Source organism: Enterococcus durans (assembly GCF_002277935.1).
Lineage (GTDB): Bacteria > Bacillota > Bacilli > Lactobacillales > Enterococcaceae > Enterococcus_B > Enterococcus_B durans.
In genome coordinates this window covers 762,025-787,104 of the sequence record NZ_CP022930.1, presented here as the reverse complement: position 1 = coordinate 787,104, position 25,080 = coordinate 762,025, and the positions used below count along the sequence as shown (strand labels likewise).

General features: G+C 37.8%; 22 protein-coding genes. 18 read left to right on the top strand and 4 right to left on the bottom strand.

The genetic code is table 11. The annotated features are described in order from the left end of the window. Nucleotides 1-199 precede the first annotated feature (199 nt). From CJZ72_RS03795 to CJZ72_RS03705, 17 genes are all read left to right on the top strand, one after another. Nucleotides 200-814, top strand: a complete 615-nt coding sequence (locus tag CJZ72_RS03795; protein ID WP_081134149.1) for a YesL family protein — start codon at nucleotides 200-202, stop codon at nucleotides 812-814. After that, complete coding sequence (locus CJZ72_RS03790) at nucleotides 807-2,564, top strand: sensor histidine kinase (protein ID WP_081134150.1); 1,758 nt, start codon at nucleotides 807-809, stop codon at nucleotides 2,562-2,564. The genes CJZ72_RS03795 and CJZ72_RS03790 overlap by 8 nt, the downstream gene beginning before the upstream one ends. After that, nucleotides 2,539-3,978 (top strand): response regulator transcription factor, encoded by a 1,440-nt coding sequence (locus tag CJZ72_RS03785; protein ID WP_016177815.1) that lies wholly within the window; start codon nucleotides 2,539-2,541, stop codon nucleotides 3,976-3,978. Before CJZ72_RS03790 ends, CJZ72_RS03785 begins: the two co-directional genes overlap by 26 nt. A gap of 213 nt (nucleotides 3,979-4,191) precedes the next feature. After that, entirely contained in the window at nucleotides 4,192-4,827 is a 636-nt protein-coding gene (locus tag CJZ72_RS03780; protein ID WP_081134151.1) for a DUF998 domain-containing protein, read from the top strand. A gap of 72 nt (nucleotides 4,828-4,899) precedes the next feature. Next, entirely contained in the window at nucleotides 4,900-5,640 is a 741-nt protein-coding gene (gene truA, locus CJZ72_RS03775) for a tRNA pseudouridine(38-40) synthase TruA (RefSeq protein ID WP_081134152.1), read from the top strand. 548 nt (nucleotides 5,641-6,188) lie between these two features. Further along, nucleotides 6,189-7,490 carry a glycosyltransferase gene (locus CJZ72_RS03770; RefSeq protein ID WP_081134153.1) on the top strand — a complete coding sequence of 434 codons (1,302 nt, stop codon included), beginning with the start codon at nucleotides 6,189-6,191 and terminating at the stop codon, nucleotides 7,488-7,490. Further along, entirely contained in the window at nucleotides 7,487-9,046 is a 1,560-nt protein-coding gene (locus CJZ72_RS03765) for a phospholipid carrier-dependent glycosyltransferase (protein ID WP_081134154.1), read from the top strand. Before CJZ72_RS03770 ends, CJZ72_RS03765 begins: the two co-directional genes overlap by 4 nt. Nucleotides 9,047-9,195: 149 nt before the next feature. Beyond that, a complete protein-coding gene (gene wecB / locus CJZ72_RS03760; RefSeq protein WP_081134155.1) occupies nucleotides 9,196-10,314 on the top strand; it encodes a non-hydrolyzing UDP-N-acetylglucosamine 2-epimerase in 1,119 nt (372 codons plus the stop codon). Nucleotides 10,315-10,984: 670 nt separating this feature from the next. Continuing rightward, nucleotides 10,985-11,791, top strand: a complete 807-nt coding sequence (locus CJZ72_RS03745) for a gluconate 5-dehydrogenase (protein ID WP_005877919.1) — start codon at nucleotides 10,985-10,987, stop codon at nucleotides 11,789-11,791. Nucleotides 11,792-11,996: 205 nt separating this feature from the next. Continuing rightward, complete coding sequence (locus CJZ72_RS03740; protein WP_095443638.1) at nucleotides 11,997-12,644, top strand: bifunctional 4-hydroxy-2-oxoglutarate aldolase/2-dehydro-3-deoxy-phosphogluconate aldolase; 648 nt, start codon at nucleotides 11,997-11,999, stop codon at nucleotides 12,642-12,644. Nucleotides 12,645-12,672: 28 nt separating this feature from the next. Then, on the top strand, nucleotides 12,673-13,695 hold the full coding sequence (locus CJZ72_RS03735) for a sugar kinase (protein WP_081134157.1): 1,023 nt from the start codon (nucleotides 12,673-12,675) through the stop codon (nucleotides 13,693-13,695). A 178-nt stretch (nucleotides 13,696-13,873) separates the two neighbouring features. Continuing rightward, a complete protein-coding gene (gene msrA / locus CJZ72_RS03730) occupies nucleotides 13,874-14,668 on the top strand; it encodes a peptide-methionine (S)-S-oxide reductase MsrA (RefSeq protein ID WP_081134158.1) in 795 nt (264 codons plus the stop codon). A gap of 408 nt (nucleotides 14,669-15,076) precedes the next feature. Beyond that, on the top strand, nucleotides 15,077-16,072 hold the full coding sequence (locus CJZ72_RS03725) for an aldo/keto reductase (RefSeq protein WP_081134159.1): 996 nt from the start codon (nucleotides 15,077-15,079) through the stop codon (nucleotides 16,070-16,072). A 560-nt stretch (nucleotides 16,073-16,632) separates the two neighbouring features. Continuing rightward, complete coding sequence (locus CJZ72_RS03720; RefSeq protein WP_005877911.1) at nucleotides 16,633-16,953, top strand: PTS sugar transporter subunit IIB; 321 nt, start codon at nucleotides 16,633-16,635, stop codon at nucleotides 16,951-16,953. A 20-nt stretch (nucleotides 16,954-16,973) separates the two neighbouring features. After that, nucleotides 16,974-17,291 carry a PTS lactose/cellobiose transporter subunit IIA gene (locus CJZ72_RS03715; RefSeq protein WP_095443637.1) on the top strand — a complete coding sequence of 106 codons (318 nt, stop codon included), beginning with the start codon at nucleotides 16,974-16,976 and terminating at the stop codon, nucleotides 17,289-17,291. Nucleotides 17,292-17,325: 34 nt separating this feature from the next. Beyond that, on the top strand, nucleotides 17,326-18,579 hold the full coding sequence (locus tag CJZ72_RS03710) for a PTS sugar transporter subunit IIC (RefSeq protein WP_005877904.1): 1,254 nt from the start codon (nucleotides 17,326-17,328) through the stop codon (nucleotides 18,577-18,579). 169 nt (nucleotides 18,580-18,748) lie between these two features. Further along, nucleotides 18,749-19,216 carry a GNAT family N-acetyltransferase gene (locus CJZ72_RS03705; RefSeq protein WP_081134161.1) on the top strand — a complete coding sequence of 156 codons (468 nt, stop codon included), beginning with the start codon at nucleotides 18,749-18,751 and terminating at the stop codon, nucleotides 19,214-19,216. A 324-nt stretch (nucleotides 19,217-19,540) separates the two neighbouring features. Here the strand turns inward: CJZ72_RS03705 and CJZ72_RS03695 are convergent, their stop codons facing one another. Both CJZ72_RS03695 and CJZ72_RS03690 read right to left on the bottom strand, forming a co-directional pair. Beyond that, entirely contained in the window at nucleotides 19,541-19,855 is a 315-nt protein-coding gene (locus tag CJZ72_RS03695) for a YrhK family protein (RefSeq protein WP_081134162.1), read from the bottom strand. Between the two features lie 26 nt (nucleotides 19,856-19,881). Next, the gene (locus CJZ72_RS03690) at nucleotides 19,882-21,015 is read right to left on the bottom strand and encodes an alcohol dehydrogenase catalytic domain-containing protein (protein WP_005877898.1); all 1,134 of its coding nucleotides are present in this window, start codon (nucleotides 21,013-21,015) and stop codon (nucleotides 19,882-19,884) included. A gap of 249 nt (nucleotides 21,016-21,264) precedes the next feature. On the opposite strand from CJZ72_RS03690, the gene CJZ72_RS03685 reads away from it, so the two are divergent. Then, nucleotides 21,265-22,116: a hypothetical protein gene (locus CJZ72_RS03685; RefSeq protein ID WP_081134163.1), complete on the top strand. Its 852-nt coding sequence runs from the start codon at nucleotides 21,265-21,267 to the stop codon at nucleotides 22,114-22,116. Between the two features lie 488 nt (nucleotides 22,117-22,604). Here the strand turns inward: CJZ72_RS03685 and CJZ72_RS03680 are convergent, their stop codons facing one another. Continuing rightward, complete coding sequence (locus CJZ72_RS03680; protein ID WP_005877895.1) at nucleotides 22,605-24,299, bottom strand: oleate hydratase; 1,695 nt, start codon at nucleotides 24,297-24,299, stop codon at nucleotides 22,605-22,607. A gap of 54 nt (nucleotides 24,300-24,353) precedes the next feature. Beyond that, complete coding sequence (locus CJZ72_RS03675) at nucleotides 24,354-24,482, bottom strand: methanol dehydrogenase (protein WP_095443636.1); 129 nt, start codon at nucleotides 24,480-24,482, stop codon at nucleotides 24,354-24,356. Nucleotides 24,483-25,080 lie beyond the last annotated feature (598 nt).

Sequence of the window (25,080 nt, the reverse complement as noted above, 5' to 3'; positions counted from 1 at the left end):
AGTGCTAAGCTCCTAAAGATAAGCAGAATTTTTCCGAAAATTGCACTTCAGATTTTTGGTTGATTCTGCTTATTTTTTAGTAAAGTAAACGTTTATAAAAAGAAAAATAAATTAGGGTATCGTAGAAAAAGTGTGGTTTACTTATACGTTGCTCTTGTATAATGAAAAGGAATACAAGTCGTTCTTGGAGGGGATAGTTATGTTAGGGAAAGCATTGGAAACATTATTTATCAGAGTCTGGGTCGTTATGAAACTGACGTTATATTTTTGGGCATACACAGTACTTGGAGGGATCGTTCTAGGGATTGGTCCAGCATGCAAGGCTGTGAATGAACTATTTTATACGTACGAGTTTGAGTATAAAGAAATTACGTTTAAGCGGGGATGGAAAATTTTCAAGCAATCGTTTAAACGAGGAAATCTGTTGTTTGGTTTATTTTTAATCGTTGCACTTTTGCTTGGTTATAATTTGTATCTATCCGTTCAAATCAAGGGAATCTTGTTTTTAGTGATCGATTTTGTACTTATTTTTGCCTTGCTTTATGCTTATGCAACGTATCAATATAGTTTGATCTTAGATAGTGAATATGAAATCTCGCTGCCTAATTTACTAAAATTAAGTTTTGTCTCTAGTTTTTCTAGTTTTCCCGCATTTTTAAAATTATTGATCGGCGGGGGCATCATTTTCTGGATCACTTGGAATTATAAGGGATTGATTCTTTTCGGTTTGATCGGACTGCTCACCGTTTGGAACGGCTTGGTGACCAAACAGTGGCGTGAAAAGTTAGACACGCACTTGGAAAGCTATGAGTAAGCTACGTATCTTATTTGCGAAGGGGACATTGTTGAATCGGTTGCTGAGAAAGTATGCGCTGGTCATGATCTTATTGACGATGTTAGCGACAGGGATCATTAGTGTCCATACTTGGATGCAAACACAAGCACAAGCAGAACAAATGACGAATGAAGCACTGCAAAGTACAAGTCGGACACTGAACGACAAAACTACCCTAAGTAAAATCATCAAAGATCAGTTATTCGGAAATTCAGAAAAAATCGAGAATGCGACCACTTACTTGACCAAACCCATCGATCAGTATTTGATGTATGCCTATGACCAACAGCAAAACATAGCAGATTTTCAATCCTTTCCCAATCAAATGCGGGATATCTATGTGAATTATGAAGAAGTCAGTACTTTGTATGTCGTTTTTAGCCAACTGCCTGAATACTTTGAATCATCAAGGGAGAACAAAGGAGGTACTATTCACAGTGGTACGCCAAAGCTTTCAGATGCATTTTATATTAAACTGTCCATCACACAAGGTGGGAGTGAAGTAGGGAGTATCTTTGTTGGCTTTGATAAACAAGAACTTGACGCTACCTTGGAAAGCCTGAATTCTTTCAACGGGTTGTCGCTGTATATGATTTCAGGAACGACGAATCGGCTCTATACTTTCCATGACAAGGGTATGCCGAAAACAGTATTGACGATGCAAGAGCAGACGATCCTAAAGAGCCTCCAAAAAAATTCTACATTGCCGATCGAAGAGTTGAATCAGCGCAACTTTGTCCGCTATCAGCGATTGCCAGATGATTATCGAGTATTAGCTACTTTGGATCGCCAGTCCGTTCGGCAGGCAATTGCCAGAAATCTTGCACCTTTAGTGGTTGGAGTGATCATTTTAGATGGCGTCCTCCTTTACTTTTTGTACCGCACGTTCAAACGTTATTCGCAACAAGTGGATATCGTGATGTCCGCAATGGATGAAACTGCGAAAGGAAATCTGGATACACGCATCGATACTACTTTGACAGAATATGAATTGAAGGATCTGTCGGTCGGTATCAATGAAATGCTAGATAGTATCAATCAGTTTGTGGAAGACATCTATAAATTGGAAATCAAACAACAAGATGCGCATATGCGTGCACTGCAAGCGCAGATCAACCCGCATTTTTTATATAATACACTGGAATATATCCGAATGTATGCCCTAAGTGAAGGAAGCGAAGAACTAGCTGATGTAGTTTACGCATTTTCGGCGTTGTTACGGAACAATACAAACCAGGAAAAAACGATCAGTTTAAAAGAAGAGCTGGATTTTTGTGAAAAGTATGTCTATTTATATCAAATGCGTTATCCGAACCGCATTGCCTATCATTTTTCTCTTGCTCCTGAGCTAGAAAAAATCGAAGTGCCCAAGTTTGTGATCCAACCTTTGATCGAAAATTATTTCAAACACGGGATCGACTTTACTCGTTTTGATAATGCATTGAGTGTCAAAGTCTTTCATGAAGGGCAGCGAGTAATGATCGTCGTCAAGGATAACGGTAAAGGGATCACACCAGAACGCATTGAAGAGATCGAAGCTAGACTGGCACAACCCAAAGTCGAACTTTACCAATCGATTGGTTTACAAAATGTCAATGAGCGGTTGCGTGCTAGCTTTGGCAGCAGTTATCAAATGAGATTGACAAAAAATAAAGAAGGAGGTCTAACGGTTACTATCACATTCAAGGAAAAGGGGAAGAAAGATGTATCGAGTGTTATTAGTAGATGATGAATATATGATTTTGACTGGACTAAAAAAGATCATTGACTGGCCAAGTCTAGGATTTCAAGTGGTAGCAACTGCCGAAAATGCTATGCAAGGACTATCAATACTAGAAAACCAGAAAATCGATTTAGTCATAACAGATGTGACGATGCCTGAGATGAATGGTCTTGAATTTATCGAAGCGGCACAAAAAGAACACCATACATTTGAATTTATGATACTTTCTGGTTATCAGGAATTTGATTATCTAAAGAGCGGGATGCAACTAGGTGCGGTCAATTACCTGATGAAGCCAGTCAATAAAGCAGAACTAAGTGACAGCCTGAGAAAAGTGAAGCAACGGTTAGATCAACAAAATGAGCAAAAAAACCAGCAAGAGATTTATCAAGAAGTCCTTTTTAGTCAATGGCTCAACGAGGAACTTGATGAATCAAGCGAAGAAGAGCTGTTAGCAAAAATAGGGGGAGAGCAAAGACGTATTTTATTGGCCCAACTCCCACGGACGATGGAAAAACCAGTCTATGAGTGGCTGAGAAATCAGCAAGAGTCCTTTTATTCACAACGAAATTTCGGTGAGATGCTTTTATTTACGCTGTTGCTGAATGAAACAGCTATTTCAAGATTTTGTCGTTTTATCCAAAACCAGTGTACCGATCAAGAGTGGTTCATCAGTATAGGGGATGAAACAGCAGATCCAGATAAGATCCCTGAAAGTTACCAACATGCAAAGGATAATCTACAGCTGCACCAGTTTTATGGGGAGAAAGACCAACAAATCTTTTTTGCAGAGCAAGCCGCAGCGGAAGAGCAGGCCATTGACTTTTCTTCGTTTAGCCGCTCACTTCAAAGTGGACAACTGGACGTAGCACAACAGATGGTGACCGATTTTTTTGAGCAGTTTCAGACAGCCGTCATGACGCCAGAAGATATCCGGCATTTTAGTTTCTTACTGTTCATGGATATCCAAAGAGAATTGATCAGTTTAGAAGATGAGGAATACTTCAAAGGGATACAGTACATCAACCAGGCTAAAACAGTGCAAGAACTCCATGAATTATTGCTGTCTCTGATCAAAGCACAACAAAAACAAAAGAAATATAGTGAGAATGTTGAGCGAGTGATCTCGATTTTACATGAACAGTTCAAAGAACCATTGACCTTGAAAGATGTCTCCGAGAACTTGCATTTGAATGTCATGTATCTTGGACAATTATTCAAGAAAGAAACGAAAAAAAGTTTTTCTGCCTACCTCAATCATTTGCGTATCGAACAGGCAAAGTGGCTGCTCCTCCACAGCAATCAGAATATCAATGAGATATCGGCTGAGATAGGTTATAATAACACGACTTATTTCTCTAAACTATTCAAAAAGATCGTAGGCAAATCTCCAAAAGATTACCGAGAAGAACGAGGTTGAACAAATTAATGCATTTGATGAAATGGAGTATCAGGCAATCGCTTGGGCTCCTTTTTGTTAGGAACAATTTCAAGAAAAGATATAGCTAAAACTGAATATAGTGAAACTTGTCTAATTTTCCATAGTTAGATACAATTTCCATAGAGTAAGGTAAGGCAATCTTTAAATGAACTGGTTGAGATTGTTTTTCTTAGATACGAGAAGAGGGAGAATATGGAATTTTTACGTAGATATGGTTTTTATTTTTTATTGGCAGGTGTCGTGAGTGATTTTTTGACACCCTATATTTTAGGGTTTTTCTATCCTCAATTAAATCAAATGACCACAGTGATCAGTGTTTTTGGCGATGTGGGCAGTCCTGTTAGAAAAGCTTTTTTGATTTGGTCAGTTATTTCAGGCTGTTTCTTTGTTCTAGCACTCCCTGCTGTGTATCAGACTTTTGTAGCGGCATCAAGGCCATTGGCTTTGATACTAGCTGCAGCTATTGGTTTTTATGGGGTATGTGACTGTATTTTTACTGGACTATTCAGTGTGGATACGAACGAATCCTCATGGAATCTGTCAACTTGGGTCCACAATATAGGTTCAGGGATCGGTTATGCTGGTTTCCTACTCTTTCCCTTAATTGTTTTTCTCATTTATCGTACAATGGGAAATACGCAATTCAGTCAGCTTTTTTTGGGGTTGACGATCATTAGCTTTTTAGTTGCTAGTGGGTACGGTTTAGCTAGGATACCTGGGGTGAATCGGTTGCCACTGTTGAATCAATTAGGTTTCTGGCAACGACTTAGTTTCTTCTTCAATTATTTGCCGATTGGAATATTAAGTATCTTGCAAATAAAACCTTGATTTTGAGTTTCAAAATGATAAGATGAATCGACTAAGGCATAAAAAATTCCATGAGGGAGCTTATAAATTTAGATGAGAAACATAAAATTAACGATCGAATATGATGGTAAACGATACTCTGGTTGGCAAAGGCTAGGTGATGACGATAAAACGATCCAAGGAAAAATCGAAGCAACGTTAGCAAAGATGACTGGTGAAACAATCGAAATCATTGGTTCTGGCAGAACAGATGCTGGAACACATGCGAGGGGACAAGTAGCAAACTTTAAAACTTCCTCGGAGATGGCACTACAGGAAATGCTTGCTTTTTTGAATCGCTATCTGCCAAGAGATATCGTGGTGAAACAAATCGAAGAAATGCCTGAACGTTTCCATGCACGCTACAACGCAAAAGGTAAGAAATATAGCTATTATGTCTGGAATGAAACAATTCCAACAGTTTTCGAACGCAATCATAGTTTTTATTTTCCCCAAACGTTAGATCTTGCTAAAATGAAGGAAGCTTGCCAAAAATTAGAGGGCACACATGATTTTATTGGTTTTTCGGCATTGAAAAAGACGAAAAAATCAACGGTTCGGACGATTCAAGAACCATCGATCGAACAAGAAGGACAAATGTTGCACTTTACATTTGTAGGTGATGGTTTCTTGTACAAGATGGTGCGGATTATCATGGGAACTTTGCTTGATATCGGAACAGGAAAAATGCAAGTCACAGAAATCGATGAGATTTTTGAAAACAAAATACGAAAGCAAGCGGGTGAAACAGTGCCTGCGCAAGGTCTATTTCTAGATGAAGTGTATTATCAATAAATAGAATAAATATACAAGTGCGCTTGTAAAAAATATAAGTCGAAAAGTCAATGGGACCTCCCGAAAGTAGTGATCACTATTTTTAGGAGGTTCTATTTTGCATTTAATCGTGAAAATTTGTACATGTCTATAGAGAAGAATGATTTTGTTCTCCTTGTAATAAAATGTGTCATAGATCAAGGAAAATAAACGGCATAAAATTCAACATAAGATTAGCTGTACATCAATGTTTTCCCATTAAAATTGCCTATTTTTCCCTTTCGCTTTTTTTCCTTTTTCTTTCGCTTATTTGGACAATTTTTCCTAGTTCACTTTTTGTAAAACGCTTCCAATTCGTTGACTATTGTGAAAAAAGTATTTTTTCTGGCGGAAAAAAGTGACTAGGATTATAATGGCTTACACAAAGTAAGTATATTGTATATACATAATAAGAAGGCGATTTTATGAGGAATTAACTGGACAACTTATTTCATAAATTTTTTCACAACGCACCATGAAATAATCACAAAGTTAAAAATGGTATGTCTCAATTATGGAGGAAATAACCTATGTCACAGTTACATGTCAACTATCTGTTTATTCCATTGCTTATTTCATTGTTTGCCGTTAGTGGTTATGGGATATGGGAGCTTTTTTTAGCCCTGCGCCACAAACGTTCAAAAGAACATTATGTCAAAGAAGTTTTACGTTCGTTTGATAAAATGTTTGTCCTCGTACCTACGCTAAATGAAAAGGAAACAATCGGGGCGATGATTGAGAATTTAGTGGAAATCAGTAACAAGCTAAAAAATGAGATTCCCATTACCCTGGTGGTAATCAATGACGCCTCAACAGATGGAACCGCCGAAGTACTTGCTAATTATCAGGGACATCAAAATTTGAAAGTGATTACACGAGAACTGCCTGATGCACAAGAAGGGAAGGGAGTAGCATTAAATGCAGGATTAGATTGGATCGAAACGCTAGGTCTAGATGAAAATAAAACAATCGTTGGGGTCATCGACAGTGACAGTACCCCGGATAGTTTACTCTTTTCAAATGTTTACCAAGCATTTATTCATTCCAACTATGATTTGATCCAAACTGGCGTTCAAATCGTCAATGCCAACAGCTTTTTAACATTGATGCAAAAGTTTGAATTTGAGATTATCAATTTGTTGTCACAGATTATTCGTAACGATTGGGGTTCAGCTTTGGCAAGTGGAAATGGGCAATTCATGACATTGAAAATGACTAGTGAAATTCGTTGGCGAGGAACATTGCTAGATGATTTGGATTTTTCTATCAATGGTTTATTGAAAGGGTATTATGGTGGTTTCTTATCCCAAACACTGGTCCCACAGGAAGGAGTTTTGAGTTATCACAAGTTGATCAAGCAACGCGTTCGTTGGTGTCAAGGCGGCATGCAATGCTTTTTTCGGTACACAAAATCTGTTTTCAAAAGTAAAATGATCAGTCCGCAATTAAAATCGGATATTGTGGCTTTTATGATTTCTGCCTTTTTTTCGATGCTGATTTTTCCATCATCATTGGTATCGATCATTGTAATGATCATTCTATTCTTCCATTATCCGTTATCTACTTTTTTCATTTTTTGTGGCATCCTTCTGATCAACGGACTCATTGCGTTTACAGTGTATTATTCGACTGCCTATGTGTTAAAAGTGGATAAAACACTGGACAATAAACTATCGATTCTAAAGTTTGCTTATGGCAATCTTTTGTATACATGGCTGTTGTCACCAGTAGCTTACATCGCTTTTTTCCGTTTAGTGATAGGTAAAAACAATTGGGAAAAAACCAGTCACGATGGCAGTCAATCTTCCAAAGAACTGGGGGAAGTAAAGTGAAAAAAGAATTAGGGTTAAAAAAAATCGTTCACTATTTTGGTCTGTGTTTGACATTTGTAGTCTTAGGAAATTCTCTTTGGATCGTGTGGCAAGCTTATTTTGAAAATGCACGTGCTGATTGGCTATGGCTGGTGATAGGCGGTGTAATTAGTATTGGTGTTTTCATCGCAATCATACAAATCAGTAAAGTGTTAGAGAAAAACTATTTAGGCTGGCTATTGCTGGTGTTGTTTCTTCTGACTATACCTAAAATCATCATGATCTTTATTTATCCACTTGAACCGGTATCAGATATGTGGTCTTACAATGTGTTAGCCGATCTCAGAGCTTCGGGCTTTAGCTGGCCTATATTGCTTAAACGAGGAATGTTGGATCTAGATTTGATTTATCCGCATGTTTTGCATATTGGTTCGCTGTTTGGGGCTTTTTATTGGGTAGTAATGAAAAATGTTTTGGTTTTACAATTCTTAAATATCACGTTGACATTTCTTGATGCAATCTTACTTTACTACATCATTGAATTTTGGGGTGGGAAACGTGCAGGCATCATCGCTGCCCTACTTTTTTACTTGATCCCGAATTATTATATCTACAGTGGATTGATCGGTGCTGAACCTCTTTGGTTAACCTTTGTTTTATTGAGTGTCTTCTTCTTCAATAAGCTATTTAGGCCTGAATATGAGCGGACTACGCGCCAATATTGGGCGTTTACTGCTGCAGTGATTGCTAGTTTGCTCGTGGGAAATCTATTTCGCCCGATGATGTTGATCATTGCTGCTGCGAACTTTTTATACGCTATTTTTAGTTATGGAAATGATCGAGCATCACAGCGTTACTCGGCTAAAAAGCGGATCGCTACCTCCGCGATTATTTTAGGAGCCTTTCTGGTGGTCAGCGGATTTCAAACTCAGCTAGATCGCTTGTGGTATCAGTTACCGGTGGCTAATGCCAATGTAGGGATCGATTACACGATCGCTACAGGTCAAAATAGTGACAAAAATGGTATGTACAATGAAAAAATCATCGAGCAACTAGAAAAAATAAAAGAAGATACAACAATCAGCCAAGCCAAACGATTTGATGAGATGCAAACATACTTGATCCAGTATCGTGACAATCAATTTGCGCAAAGGAAAACATTCGGACAATGGACAGGTTTTTTAGAAGCAAAAATGAAAAATTTTGCGACCGATGAAACTTGGGTACGTTTGATTTATCAAAATATCAAATTATATCCTTCAGATGAAGTATTTATTCAAAAAAAGAGTGTCAAGATCTGGGATGCTATCATCACTAGCAATCAATTGCTATTCATTGCCGCAAGTTTACTAGCTTTACTAAAAAGACTGTTTTGGAATAGACATCCACGACTTTCTTCCCACAATGACAATGGATTGTTTTATTTTGAAATGCTTTATGTAGCAATCATCGTTTTTTACCTGATCGTGGAAATCCAGTCACGTTATCAAGTACCGCTATATTTGTCTGTGATCTCATTTGTAGCTCTTGGTTTTTATTCAAAAAACAACAGCCTGAGAAAAATAAAAGAAGAATAACAGGGTGAGTTTAGGACAAGAGTTACACGACATGTTTTTACTTTGATATCATCGTGTAATGATCTAGTAGTTTTAACTGTACAAGTTTTTGGAAAATAATCAGTAGCGTTTATTTTTGAAATTATTCAAGTAGGAAAGTAAGTGATTTTATGAAAATAAAAGTAATGTCTGTTTTTGGTACTCGACCAGAAGCAATCAAAATGGCCCCATTAGTAAAAGCTCTCGAAAATGATCCGCGTTTTGACTCACTCATCACAGTTACTGCTCAACATCGCGAAATGCTGGATCAAGTCTTAGAAATTTTTGATATAACCCCTGATTATGATCTGGATATTATGAGTACCACCCAGACATTGACTAATATCACTACTAAAATATTACGACAACTTTTCCCGATTTTTAAAAAAGAAAAGCCAGATTTGGTTTTAGTCCACGGCGATACTACTACTACTTTTGCCGCAGCAACAGCAGCATTTTATCAAAAAATAAAAATCGGTCATGTGGAAGCTGGGTTGCGTACTTGGCAGAAATACGCGCCTTTTCCCGAAGAAATGAACCGGCAATTGACAGATGTATTAGCCGATTTTTACTTTACACCAACTAATTTAAGTCGGGATAACTTACTAAAAGAAAATCATCCAGAAAGTCAGATTTTTGTTACTGGAAATACGGCAATTGACGCAATGAATTATACGATTACGGGGGATTATCAGCATGCGCGTTTGCCTAAATATTATGAAAAAATTATTTTAGTGACGATGCATCGCCGCGAAAATATCGGAGAACCAATGCGCAATGTTTTCAGGGGATTGGCTAAGATCGCGAGAGAATTTCCTGATGTGTCGATTATTTTCCCTATGCATAAGAATCCTCAAGTACGCCTACCAGCTGAAGAAATCTTAGGTTCTTTAGAAAATGTCGAGTTGATCGAACCTCTGGATGTACTTGATTTTCATAATTTTGCTGCCCATAGTTACTTAGTTTTGACTGATTCTGGCGGTGTCCAAGAAGAAGCTCCATCATTAGGCGTGCCTGTATTCGTGTTGCGAGATACTACAGAAAGACCAGAAGGTGTTGCGGCTGGTGTACTCAAGCTGATTGGAACCAATGAAACATCTGTTTATGAAGAAACAAAAAATATTTTGCTGCACCCAGAAATCCAGGAAGAAATGTCTCAAAAAGAAAATCCTTACGGTGATGGTCATGCGAGTGAACGGATTGTTGAAATCATCAGTGCAGCCTTTTCCGAGGTAAAAGTAGCGATGTGAAAAAACTTTGGAGAAGTCATTTTATGAAACCATCTAATCGCTAAAAAGAGTGAACGAATCAAACTAAATAAATTTGTAATGAGGTCGAGACAAAAGTTGTTTCGGTTTGAGGAATTGGAGAAAAAAACGAGGAATACGCTTTTTGTATTGCTCGTTTTTTTTTTAATTTCCGAAAAACCTGACTTTTGGACGCCGTTTATTCTAGAATCTGTAGCAGAACTGATTTTTAGAATTATTCCAAGAGCGTGGGACAAAAGTAAGAAACACTTTTGTCTTATTCTTTAAAAACGAATAAACGGTGGGAGCAGAAGCAACTCCTTCTTAAATAAGCCGAAATTCAAAAAAATTTAAAAGTAATTTTCGTGAATTTTTTCTTATTTCTCGGAGTTAAACACTTCTGTCCCAACCTCTTTTTTGTGTATTTTTTTATTCTGATAGGTAAAAAACAAGAGCGTTTAAGGATTTTGGTTATTTTATATTTTTTTTGAATAGGAAGAACTTAAATGGAATAACGGTTTCATGGAGAGGGATAATCAAAAAAAGCGTAATCTCGATTATTTAATTGAAAAGCGATTGCAAAAGGGAAAACCTAGTCCTATAATAAACATGTGATTTCCTAATAGGTAATTATAATTTCTGTATAAGAAATTTGAAAAGAGGAGGAATTTTTATGTCAAGTTTTTCGTTAGATTCATTTAGCTTAAAAGGAAAGGTAGCATTAGTCACTGGAGCCTCCTATGGAATCGGTTTCGCGATTGCTTCAGCTTTTGCAAAAGCAGGTGCAACGATTGTATTCAATGATATCAAACAAGAATTAGTTGATAAGGGAATTGCCGCTTATAAGGAAAATGGGATCATTGCAAATGGATATGTTTGTGATGTGACGGATGAAGAATCAGTTACTGATTTCATCAAGAAAGTAGAAGATGAGGTTGGTTTGATTGATATTTTAGTGAATAATGCTGGCATCATCAAACGAATTCCAATGTTAGAAATGAGTGCCAAAGATTTCCGACAAGTGATCGATGTAGATTTAAATGCGCCTTTTATTGTCTCTAAAGCGGTCATCCCAGGAATGATCAAAAATGGGCACGGAAAAATCATCAATATTTGTTCGATGATGAGTGAGTTAGGACGCGAAACAGTAAGTGCATATGCTGCTGCAAAAGGTGGATTGAAGATGCTGACTCGTAACATCTGTTCTGAATATGGGGATGCGAATATCCAATGTAACGGAATTGGTCCTGGTTATATTGCTACACCGCAAACTGCACCATTAAGAGAACTCCAAGCTGATGGCTCTCGTCATCCATTCGATCAATTTATTATCTCTAAAACACCAGCTGCGCGTTGGGGAAATACAGATGACTTACAAGGTCCTGCAGTCTTCCTTGCTTCAGATGCTTCCAATTTTATTAACGGGCATATTTTATATGTAGACGGTGGTATTTTGGCATACATCGGTAAACAACCATAAATATCAAATAGTAAAAATAGTGAGCCTTGATCTTTCAAAAAACGTATTCTTTTTGGAAGTTTAAGGCTTAGTACTAAAAATGATTTGTGAATAAGTGAATAAAGGTATTTTCTAAAGGCGAGATCGTGGGTATTGGCGAATTTTTTATGCAAATAAGTGATTGGTTTTGGTGTGGCGAACAGATAAATAGAAAGAAGAGAAAATTATGAAAAAAACAGCTATTTTAAATAAATTAGAAAATGCCGGAGTGATCGTAGTTGTCCGTGGGGAAACTGTAGAAGAAGCAATCAAAGCAAGCAATGCGATTGTTAAAGGTGGAATCACTGGGATCGAATTGACGTTTACAGTTCCGAATGCTGATCATGCGATTGCAGAATTAGCTGCAAATTATAAAAAAGATCCCACGATCGTTATTGGTGCAGGTACTGTACTTGATGCAGTAACCGCACGATTAGCTATCATGGCTGGAGCGGAATTCATTGTCAGCCCTTGTTTTGACAAAGAAACAGCTAAAATTTGTAACTTATATCAAATCCCATACTTACCAGGGTGTATGACCATTACAGAGATGAAAACAGCACTCACTTATGGTGCAGATATCGTCAAATTATTTCCAGGCAGTGCTTTTGGTCCTAGCATTGTCAAAGCATTCAAAGCGCCACTCCCTCACTTGAATATCATGCCAACTGGTGGCGTCAGTCTGGCAAATATGCAGGATTGGTTTGCTGCAGGTGTCGTTGCTGTAGGCGTTGGCGGCAACCTACTAGCACCAGCTGCTACAGGCGATTTCGAAAAAGTGACTGAAGTAGCCACACAATATGCCGATAAATTGAAGAGCATTCGTAAGGTATAACTTATAAAAGCGAAAAGGTGGATGAAAGATGAAAATATTAACTTTTGGGGAAATGATGTTACGGCTGAAACCGCCAACCAATGAACGAATTCTGCAAACACAAAATTTTGAAGCCACATACGGTGGAGCGGAAGCAAATGTAGCCGTTTCCTTAGCGTTGTTAGGCAATAAAGTAGAATACTTATCTAAATTTCCTGAAAATCTTTTAGGGGAGAGCGCTATAAATACGTTGAGAAAATATGGAGTAGATACAGCAAAATGTTTGCGAGGCGGTGACCGCTTAGGGATCTATTTCTTTGAAAAAGGTGCAAGTATCCGTTCAACGAATGTTGTCTATGATCGGGCTTATAGTTCATTTGCACAGGTCAAAGCAACGGAATTTGACTGGTCAGCAATTTTTAAAGATGTCGATTACTTTTACTTCTCAGGGATTACTCCGGCAATTTCTAAAGAGTTGGAACAAATCGTCTTGGAAGCTTGTCAATATTGTAAAGAACATGGGATTGAGATTATTTCTGATTTGAACTACCGCCGTAAGATGTGGGAGCCAGAACAAGCGCAAGCAACGATTTCTAAAATCATGGAATTTGTCACTGTTTGTATTGCACATGATGAAGATTTTGAAGCAACTTTAGGTATCAAAGCGTTCGATGGTGATGATTCCCGAGGCATCGATCAAAAAGAAACCTTTAAAAAAGCAATGGTGCAAGTGACAAAAAAATTCCCGAACTGTAAGAAAGTTGCAAGTATTTTGAGAAATATCTATTCAGTAGAAGATAGCCAATGGACGGCACTACTGTTGTCAGAAGGCAAATTTTACGAAACTACGACTTATAATATGCATGTCATGGAAGGTGTAGCAGCTGGTGATGCATTTGGCGCTGGCTTGATCCATGGACTTGTTAGCGGATTTGATGAAGCAAAAATGATCCAATTTGCTTTAGCTGCCAGTGTCTTGAAGTTGACGATCACTGGAGATTTGAATTTAGTTTCAGAAGCAGAAATCAATCAAGTTGCCCAAAATGGGAACGGCGCACGCTTATCTAGATAAGACATTCATTCTATTATAAAAAGACTTTGATGATATTTCCTGAGTGGATATCGCCAAAGTCTTTTTCAATAATCCCAATAGAAACCAACTATTCGCGTAAACTTGTTCTTTATGCTAAATTTCAATAAAATCATTTCAAAAAAGCGATAAAGCATATAACAGAAATGGGGAGTGAATGATGTTGGATGAAGAAGAAGTAATTGCAACTATTTATAATTTGATCTTGAACCCTAACACGCGGGAATGGGAAAGGACACTACTTCGACAGACAAAAGAACGGTTGGGGGAGAAGGCTTCTGTCAAACAAGAAGTAGAAAAACTAGAGGCTGATTTGCGTCCTTTAGCCATTCGTAGAAACTTAACCCCTGATGTCATGGATTTTTATGCGGAAATTACGGGAGAACAAGACGAAGAAACGATCTATGATTTTTCTAAACACCAGCTCACTGATCCAATGTATCAAGAAAGAGCCATTTTTGCTGGAGGTTGTTTTTGGTGTATGGTCGAACCTTTTGAAACGAGAGAAGGAATCCTTTCTGTTTTATCAGGCTATACGGGTGGTGAGGTTGAACATCCGAGTTATGATCAGGTCAGCGGAGGCTACACAGGACATGTTGAAGCGGTGGAAATCCTGTTTGATACACGAAAGGTCAGCTATACTGAATTACTGGGCATCTACTGGCAAATTTCAGACCCAACAGATGCGTTTGGACAATTTCAGGATCGTGGCAAACAATATCGTTCGATTATTTTTGTTGAAAATGAAAAACAACGGGCCGAAGCAGAAGAATCAAAAAGACGATTAAGCCAATCAGGACGCTTCAATCAGCCAATCATCACTGAGATTCGCGATGCAACAACTTTTTGGCCTGCTGAAAACTACCATCAACGTTTCTATCTTAAACAGCCTAAGCGCTACAAAAAGATGAAGCATTCTCATGAACTCTATCTTTTCTTTAAACGGAAAAAATGAGATACAGGAGGGGAAGGAATCAAAGTCACTAATTTCTATTATAAATCTGCTTCTTCATTTGAAAAGCACCGATCAAGTTTTACCTACTTATTTAAATTCTGGAATTTTTTTAAAGAATCCTACTATATATAGTGACTAATGGAGTGTTGCTAGAAAGTCAGGGTGTTGGAAAAAGTTTTTCAGCAGATAGCAAGTATACAAGATGATAGTTGCTGTAAAAATTAGTAATGCTTGGTTCCAAAGGGTATAATTAACTGTAACAGTTGAACTAGAATCACTCAGTCTATATAGGAGGGTGATGGACGCTGTTTGACAGAGGTGCCATTGGTAAATCAAAAACCGATGAACAAATAAAATGATAGCGCTTTTTTAAAATAGCTATGCTAAAAAGATAAAGGAGAGATAGCAATGTATGTAGCAAAACAGGATCGTTACGAAAAAATGACGTATCGAAGAACGGGAAAATCTGGATTGAAGCTGCCACTATTGTCCTTAGGGCTATGGCAAAATTTTGGAGACCATGATCCAATCAGTAATCAACGTGAGATTTTAAGAGGTGCGTTCGATATGGGGATCACTCATTTTGATTTAGCAAATAATTATGGTGGACCGGCTGGAGCTGCAGAAAAGAACTTTGGTCGGATCTTCAAAGAAGACTTTACTGCTTACCGTGATGAAATGATCATCTCAAGTAAAGCAGGGTACCATATGTGGGAAGGTCCTTACGGTGAGTGGGGCTCACGTAAATCCATCATTGCAAGTTGTGACCAAAGCTTGCAACGAATGGGGCTTGATTATGTGGACATCTTTTACCACCATCGTCCAGATCCTGAAACACCTTTGGAAGAGACTGCAGAAGCATTGATGCAACTGGTTCGCCAAGGAAAAGCGCTGTATGTTGGGATCTCTAACTATAATGGAGAAGATACGCAGAAAATGACAGAGATTCTTCGAAAAAAAGAGGCGCCTTTTATCATCCACCAAATGCGTTACAATATGTTTTCAAGAGAATTGCTAGAGGATGATCTAGCCTCTGTACTTGAAGAAAATGGCCTTGGGGCAATCACTTTTAGCCCATTAGCTCAAGGTCTGCTGACAAAACGTTACTTGAATGGGATTCCTGAAGATTCTCGTGCCCATCGCAAAGAAATCCCATTTCTTTCAGAAGATCAAGTAACGCCTACTTTGCATAAAATCACTTTGTTGCAAGAATTAGCTGAGACAAGAAATCAGTCTCTTGCGCAGATGGCATTAGCTTGGAATTTAAGGCAGGAGTCAGTGACGAGCGTGCTTGTGGGAGCAAGTCGTCTAAGTCAATTACAAGAAAGTGTTCGAATGATGGACAATCTCCATTTTTCACCAGAAGAAGAGGTAAAAATAGAAACGATTTTAAAACAGGACTAAAGTAATCAGTTTGAGCGTGGTACAAAAGTAAGAAATACTTTTGTCTCATGCTTTAAAATCGAATAAACGGTGGGACAGAAGTAACTCCTTCTTAAATAAGCCGAAATTCACAAAAATTTGAAAAGCAATTTTCGTGAATTTCTTCTTATTTCTCGGAGTTAAACACTTCTATCCCAACCTCTTTTTGTCGTGGTTATGAAGTGGGATTCAAAAAACGTCGAGGCGTAGTTTATTTCATTTAACATGCTGTATGAATTAGCGATATTTTTTTGCCGGAGTACTATCATAGAGTACTGATTTTGTGAGTATAGAAAGAAAAACATCACTAGAACACACATGTAGCTGAAAAGCATTGATAGAGAGTGTTAGGAGATTGGCGCAAAAAGAGGCTAAATCTCTTTTTTTTGCACACTATTTTTAGTGTGTAAACGAAAAACAGATGTGGACGTACACTCTAAAATATTGAAAACGCTATTATATCAAGGGTGAAGCGCTTTAAAAGTTGGCACGATACTTGCTTTATATAAAAGTGTAAGAAACAAGAAAGGGAAGTGTTCCACATGGAAAAGAAAACAATTATGTTAGTATGTTCAGCAGGAATGAGTACTAGTCTACTCGTAACAAAAATGCAAAAAGCAGCCGAAGAAAAAGGAGTCGAAGCGGATATCTTTGCTGTATCAGCATCCGATGCAGATAATCAATTAGAATCAAAAAATGTAGACGTTTTATTATTAGGCCCACAAGTACGATTCATGCAAAATCAATTTGCTGAAAAACTTGCACCTAAAGGTATTCCTTTGGATGTTATCAATATGCAAGATTATGGAATGATGAATGGTGCAAAAGTATTGGAACAAGCAGAATCATTAATCAATAAATAAGAAGGATTGGAGGAATCACAATGGAGGATCAAAAAAATCTTGAAGCCATCATGGGATTGATCATGTTTGGCGGAAATGCAAAAAGCGATGCAATGGAAGCGGTTGCCGCTGCGAAAAAAGGCGATTTTGAATTAGCCGATGCAAAAATCAAAGATGCAGAAGAATCATTAGTACAAGCGCATCATTCTCAAACAGAAATGCTGACACAAGAAGCTCAAGGGAATCATGTGGAAGTAACATTATTGACTGTTCATAGTCAAGATCACCTGATGACTTCGATTGCTTTTACTGATTTAGCAAAAGAAATTATCGATCTATACCGTCGCTTAGACGCATAAATCGAAATGGTAAAATAGAAAAGAGGAAAGAAACATGGATAAATTTGTTGCATTTATGGAGAAACATTTTATACCTGTCGCATCTAAAATTGGGGCACAGCGACATTTAGTTGCGATTCGTGATTCATTTATGGTTAGTATGCCATTAATGATCTTGGGTGCTTTGGCGGTAATGATCAATAACTTACCGATTCCAGGATTCCAAGAATTGATGAATTCCATCTTTGGTGGAGAAGCTTGGAAAGGATTCGGAACATCAGCTTGGAACGGAACTTTTGCGATCCTTTCTGTTTTGATTGCTTTCTTACTCGCTTATCATTTAGCAAACGGTTATCGTAAAGACGGCGTATCTGCCGGTGTTATTTCTTTAGGATCATTCTTCGCTCTAGGCGGAGCTTTGGGCATGAGCTCAAATGGTTTATTTATTGCTATTATTGTTGGGATTATTTCAACAGAAATCTTTGTTCGTTTAAGTGGAAATGAAAAATTGATCATCAAAATGCCTGATGGTGTACCACCAGCAGTTGCGAAAGCTTTTGCTTCACTATTACCAGCAATGATCACGATCTCATTCTTTGCATTGGTTGCTGCAATCTTTGCTGCATTCGGCGTGGCTGATATCGTTGGTGCATTCTATACACTTGTTCAAGAACCATTCATGGGATTAGCAAACTCTTACCCATCAGCACTACTTTTAGCTTTCATCACACCATTCTTATGGTTCTTTGGTTTACATGGTGCAAATATGGTCGATCCATTGATGCAAACAATCAACGCACCAGCAATTGAAGCAAATGTGAATGCAATTGCCGCAGGACACAGCGCACCATTCATCGTTAACAAACCTTTCTTTGACAGCTTTGTTAACTTAGGTGGTACAGGAGCTACTTTAGGTCTTCTATTAGCGATTTACTTAGTTGGCCGCAGAAACAAACCATACATGGTCGTGACGAACTTGTCGATTGCACCAGGTATCTTCAACATCAATGAACCAACAATGTTTGGTTTGCCGATCGTATTGAACCCGATCATGTTCATTCCGTTCATCTTGACACCAATGGTTTTAGTATCTGTAGCTTACTTTGCTACTTCTACTGGTCTAGTTCCAGCAGCTACAGTTATGCCACCATGGGTAACACCACCAATCATTGGCGGGGTCTTAGCAACGAAAAGTATTTCTGGCGGTATCTTAGCCGCAGTCAACTTGCTATTATCAGTCTTAATCTATCTACCGTTCGTTAAAGTAGCGACGATCCAAGAAAGACGAAAAGAAGAATTAAGCGCTTAAATAGTTGGTTATCGAGCATTACGATAATACAGTTTATATGAAGATGAGATAAAAGTGATCTTTACTTTTATCTCATCTTCTTTGCTTTTTAGTAGAAAAAAGCAACAGGGGAGTTGTTCACGAATAAGCATGCTATAATAGGGCAAATGTGAATGGGAGTGGGAGAAATATGAAAGGATACCAACTAATAAAGTTAAGGGAACGACCCGAATGGAAAAAGCAGGCAGCGGAATGGTTTGCTTCTAAATGGCATCTTCCCTATTCAGTATATGAAGAAAGTATTGATGAAGCCATCTCAAAAGTACAACCAGTTCCTCAGTGGTATATCGTATTAAATGAAGACGAAGAAATCATCGCTGGTGCGGGGATCATCGACAATGATTTTCATGATCGTCCGGATTTAACGCCTAATCTGTGTGCTTTATTTGTAGAAAAAGAGTATCGGGATCAGGGGATTGCACAAGAAATTTTAATGTTAGCTAGAAAAGACATGAAAAATATGGGGATCGAACGGTTGTATCTCGTGACGGATCACACTGATTTTTATGAAAGATATGATTGGGATTTTTTAGCGATGGTTCAAGATAACGAAGGAATACCAGTGCGTATGTATCAAATCGATACTGCCGAAGACTAAAGAAGTATAGCAAAGCTCAGCCTAAAAAAACGCGTAGGGCGTGGGACAAAAGTAAGAAACACTTTTATCTCATTCTTTAAAAACGAATAAACGGTGGGAGCAGAAGCAACTCCTTCTTAAATAAGCCGAAATCCACAAAAATTTGAAAAGCAAATTTCGTGGATTTCGGCTTATTTCTCGGAGTTAAACACTTCTGTCCTAGCCTCTTTCGAGATTAGACGGCTACTTGTTTATAAAGGAAAGAAGTGCTTTTTTTAAAACAAGAGAACGATAGCTATCCATTCTGGATAAGTGTGACACGCAGCTTTTCCCTCTAATAAAAACTTAGGTTTTGTTTTGCTGAAGTTTTTCTTTCTTTTTTTTATCGTAGATAAAGACATTACGGATGATTTTTAAGATAGGGCGAGCTGTCAAAAAGACCGCTCCTGCAAGATAGCAGTAGGTGCTGTAACGATCGGGTATCTTTGTCAGAAGAGCAACACTTCCAAAAATATAGAAGATTCCTGTCAAAAAATCGACTGCGAGTGAAAGCAAAGTATAACGATTTTGAAAATAAAGACGGAATCGTTGACCGCGTATCTCGATATCTTCTTCTTTTCCAATATCTATTTCGTGCGTATTTCGCTTGATTTCTGGCATTTAACTCACCTAACTATTGATTAAAACTAAGGTTTCAAAACAACTTTGATATTTTTATCTTCTTTTTTGTCAAAGATTTCATATGCGCGTGCGGCATCTGCCAATGGCATTGCATGTGTGATGATTTGTGCTGGGTCAAACTGGTTATCAGCAATCATCTCGTAGATTTTTGGCATCAAGTGAACGACTGGCGCTTGACCGTGTTTCACAGTAATATCTCGCATAAAAAATTCTTGTAAAGGATACGATGAAGCAGGAGTCATATAAACGCCTGTGATTTGGACAGTTCCAAATTTTTTCGCTGCTTTTGCAGCAATCTGAATCGGTGAAATCGTTCCGCTTTGTAAGCTAACTAGATTTTTCGCCTTTTCTTTGACCGGTTCTAATCCATCCATTCCCACACAGTCTATAATGACATCCGCACCGCCTTTTGTTAATTCATAGAGGTCAGTACCTGCATTTTGAACATCCTCTAAGAGAAATGTTTCTACATTGTTGTATCTTCCTGCTTTATCGATTCGATGTTGCACAGGGTCAACTGCGATCACACGAGAAGCGCCTGCCATCGTTGCGAATTTTTGTGCAAATAATCCGACAGGTCCTGATCCTAAGACGATCACTGTATCGCCTTGTTTCACACCCGCATTTTGTACGCTCCAATAAGCTGTAGGAAGAATATCAGATAAGAAAAGAACTTTTTCATCTGCTAGGTCGTTGTCTGGTACGATAAAAGAAGTGGTATCTGCAAAAGGTACTCTAAGATATTCTGCTTGTCCACCCCAATGGTTGCCATTCAGACTACCAAAACCAAATAATCCACCATACAGTTGATCAGAATTCGAACGGTCGCATTGACTTTCCATTTCATTCAGACAAAAGTGGCAATGACCACAACTGATGTTGAAGGGGATGACCACACGTTGGCCTTTTTTCAACTTGGTAACAGCAGAACCAACTTCTTCGACGATACCCATCGGTTCATGACCTACGACATAACCTTTTTCCAAAACAGCTTCACCATGATGATAAAGATGCAGATCGGAGCCGCAAATTGCTGTAGCGGTGATACGGATAATCGCATCGGTGGGTTCTAAAATTTTGGGATCCTCAACATTTCGAATCTCCATTTTTTGTTTGCCTTGCCAAGTAACAGCTTTCATAAAAAAATCTCCTCTCATCAAGAACAGGTAGCAACCAATCATTATTTCTAGGTGTAATCTACTTTCATTCTAAAGGAGGCTTGACCATATTGATAATAAAATGCTTGTTCAAAATAGAAAGTGATAATTAAAATAACTTTGTTATGATTGAGATAACAAATTAATGCTAGTATAATAGTACAATAGATGTATTGGTTTTATTAAAATAACGTTTATGATCAAATATATATCCATAAAAGGAGGGAATCGATGGAAGAAGAGAAAACATCCCGTATCAGGTTAGGTGTTTTATTACTGATTTGTACGGTTTCGTTATTAGGAACGATTTCTTTAGGAATTGTCAAAGGAACTTTTTTTAATCAGTCTTTTTTGCTCGAACAAACGAAAAAAACAGAGTACAGTCAACTCGTTGCAAATGAAATCAGCCAAAATTTTCGAGAAGATAATTTGGAAGAAAGTGAATATGTAGAAGTCATCGCTACTTCGATCCCACAAGCGTTTATCGAACTGTCGATCAAAGTATTCATCCATGATACATATACAGGAAGCAAACGTAAGATAAGTGAAACAACGGAGGTAACAGAAAAAATAGACAGTGTGCTTCAATCATACATACAAGAGCATCAATTGACGTTGGATGAGACAGAAAAAAATAAGATCGAAACAATGAAAGTGACCTTGGTGAATCAATTTCAGCGAACAGCAGGAAGCTACTATCTCTTTTACTTTATTCATAATATGATCGAGACGATGGAGAAAGGCGATTTTCTTTTTCTGATCATGCTCAGTATCTTTCTTGTCTGCCAATTCATTATCATTCTTTTATCAAGAAAAAATATTGGTCGTTTCATAAGGTATACTTCTTTGCAACTGGGAGTGGTAGGCGGTGTGCTACTCATAGTTGCTGGTGCTCTTTACTTGAGTCGTTTGTCGCAAAATCTGGAATTTAGATCCCCAGCTGTTCAGGTATTGATGGCTAGCTATATTCAAACCGTTCTTTCCTATTTTGTCATTTCAGGAGGAATCGTTGTTAGCCTTGGTGTGATCCTTGGGCTATACAGTTTTGTGCGATATAAGAAAAAAGAGCGAGTGCCAAATTAACTGCGAGAATAAATGTATTTTGTTCCAATAATATAGCAATTATAGATAGTAGAACAAATCAACAAAATGAAAGAAGCGAGCATATTCTGGAGAGAATAGGTCCGCTTCTTTGCATAACAGTCCATAGAAATCAGAGGATAGAAGTACGTTACTAGTTAAAAGATTCAAAAATGGGGGAGTTGAATCACTAGTTTTTCACGATTTAGGAAACATCTTTTCCTTGACCCAAATATACGGTGTTCAAAGAGCAACCCCTCGGCCCTAGTTCAAAAAAATACAAAATATGAGGAGCAATTTTTCATTTTTTCTTACTAGTACTCGGGGCAAAACGCTCTTTTCACGATTTAGTAAAACATGTTTTCATAACCCGAATAGACGGTGTTCAAAGAGCAACCCCTCGGCCCTAGTTCAAAAAAATGCAAAATATGAGGAGCAATTTTTCATTTTTTCTTACTAGTGCTCGGGGCAAAACGCTCTTTTCACAACCTTTAGTCAAACATTTTCTTTGCCGCACGCATAAGCGTTGGAATGTCTTTGTCGTAACGTGGGGTTTTGACTAAACGGGACATTGGGATTCCGGCAAAGTGGAAGGCTGCTATTTCTCCGGAACGGACAGCGCTTTGTTCCGTAAAGATCATTTGATAAGGTTGTTCAACGAATTCACCAGTGAATGCTAAGTTTGTTGAATGTTGTGGAATGACTTTTGGACGGTCACTTTTTGCTCGATTGTTGAATAACGCAGACGCGTATGGCATATATACTGGGATATTGTTGACGACACTAGCAAAGATTTCTTTTTCTTTTGTGCGAATATTTTCTGGACCAGGATCGACTTTGGATAGTTGGCCGATCAATTCTTCCAACATTTCTTTCCCATTCATCTTGATATATTGTTTATCCACAAATTCTCCACGGCGTCTTGGGTATAAGAAGTATCCCCAAATGACAGTTTCATTTGGTTTTTGTGAAGTGAAGTGTGGTTGATGATGCACAACGATCGACATATTGACGTCTTTTTGACCTAATGGTGTGATCGGTGTGGTAGAGATAAAGGAATTCAAGGCATTACCTGGAACTTGCGTAGTGATTCGAGTGATTTCATTCAATAATAAATGATCCTTTGTTGTCAAAGTGAAGCTGACCCATTCACTTGCATCACGATCTGCGAAAAATTTATCGGGATTTCCTACATTATAGAAACGTTCGCTTGCTTTTTTCCATAAGCTAGAAGCTGCACCGTAATCCATATTTTCAACAGCGGGGGTTTCATAGTCACCTAATGTTGCGGAGTCAGTGATTGAACCGTTTGTGAAAAGAACAGCTGTATCGCTATCGACTGCTACATATTCTTCTTCATCGGTAAGGGTATTGATCATTTTCAATCCTGTAACGGTAATTTCATCTTGCATAGGTGTTTCTTTGAACTCCCAATCCGTCACACGACGATTTAAAATGATTTGACATCCTTGAGCTTTTAAATAATTGATGAGTGGCAACATGATGCTTTCATATTGGTTATAGCGAGTCCGGTTTACGCCGACCAGATGCTCGATTTGAGTAAATTCATAGATCATTTGGTGCATGTAGCGACGGAGCTCTTGAGCAGAGCTACGAGTACGGAAAGCAAATGTTGTTTCCCACATGAACCAGAAGTTTGTTTCAAAGAAATGGGGGTCATCTTTGAAATATTCTTCGATTGTCACATTGTCCAATTTTTCTTCTTCTGAATCAGGCATAGCAATCAATTTTGTTAATAACAAACGGTCTTTGTTATTGAAACCAAGTTTTCCGCCATCAATGATTCCTTTTCCGCCTTCCATCAAACGTGCTTTGTCAAATGTCCGATGTTTTGCATCAAAATCTCTAGTATCTTCTGCCGCAGTCATGCCTGGTTCCGTTGCAGAAGGAATGCGACTTAATAGATCCATCAGATCCACATAAGTTCGATAATTCAACATTCGTCCACCACGAGCGACATAACCTTTTTGATTTTCTAAGGGATGATTTTTATTCCAGTATTCATCTGTGACAGTGTCGGTTGGAGCGCCATCATTTGAACCATGATCATCTAAAGAATAAAACGTAATCTGATCACCATTCCATTTTCCTTCTTGAATCAAATAAACCGCAGCTGCCATATTGGCGATACCTGCGCCAATCATAATTGCTTTACTTTTTCTCATTGTGATTCCTCCAGTATTTTACAAGTGAACGGACTAACGACTTTCTTCGATTTGTTAGATTGATTCGTATTCATCGTATAGATGGCTGTCGTCTTCGAGCAATCCAGTTTTCTTTCCTAGATATACAGCACCTAATGCCAATAAACCTAATCCAACACCGATTTTGATCAATTTTTCGCTCATAAGAAAATCCTCCTTTGAATTTTTGTCACGTCTATCTAACTAAAAGGATAGTTTCTTTTGGAGAAATTGCCAAATGATAGGGTAAGAGAAATTAGGTGATTTTGACAGATTGTTCATTGTGTCTGAATTTAATAAAAAAAGTGTGTGGAAGGAAAATCATTTTTAATGGAAAGAAAATCTAGCAGGATAGGAGATAGGATCAGTAAAAAAGAAAAGGTACATCGAAAGGATCAATTCGTTATTTATCTCAGGTGTTTTTTAAATAAAAAGAAGGAGGGAAAAGAGGTTAAAAAACATAAGTTGTTTAATCCCAGTAAAGGTACGAGGTCTTTGATATTTCATCTATTGAATGTAAAAAAACAAATATTATAAAATTTGTTTATGTTATAGTATAAATATAAAATTATCTGAAAAGTCATGATTGGTGAACAAAATAAAAAAGCACCGAGAACAGTGCTTGCTTTCAAAGCTGGATACGGACAATGCCTTATTTTAACTTGCTATGTTGATTTGAATGCTACCAACAATTTCATTATACCAAAATTTAGAACGGTTACAAGTGGTAGAACACAAAAGTTTACATAGAAATAAAAATATA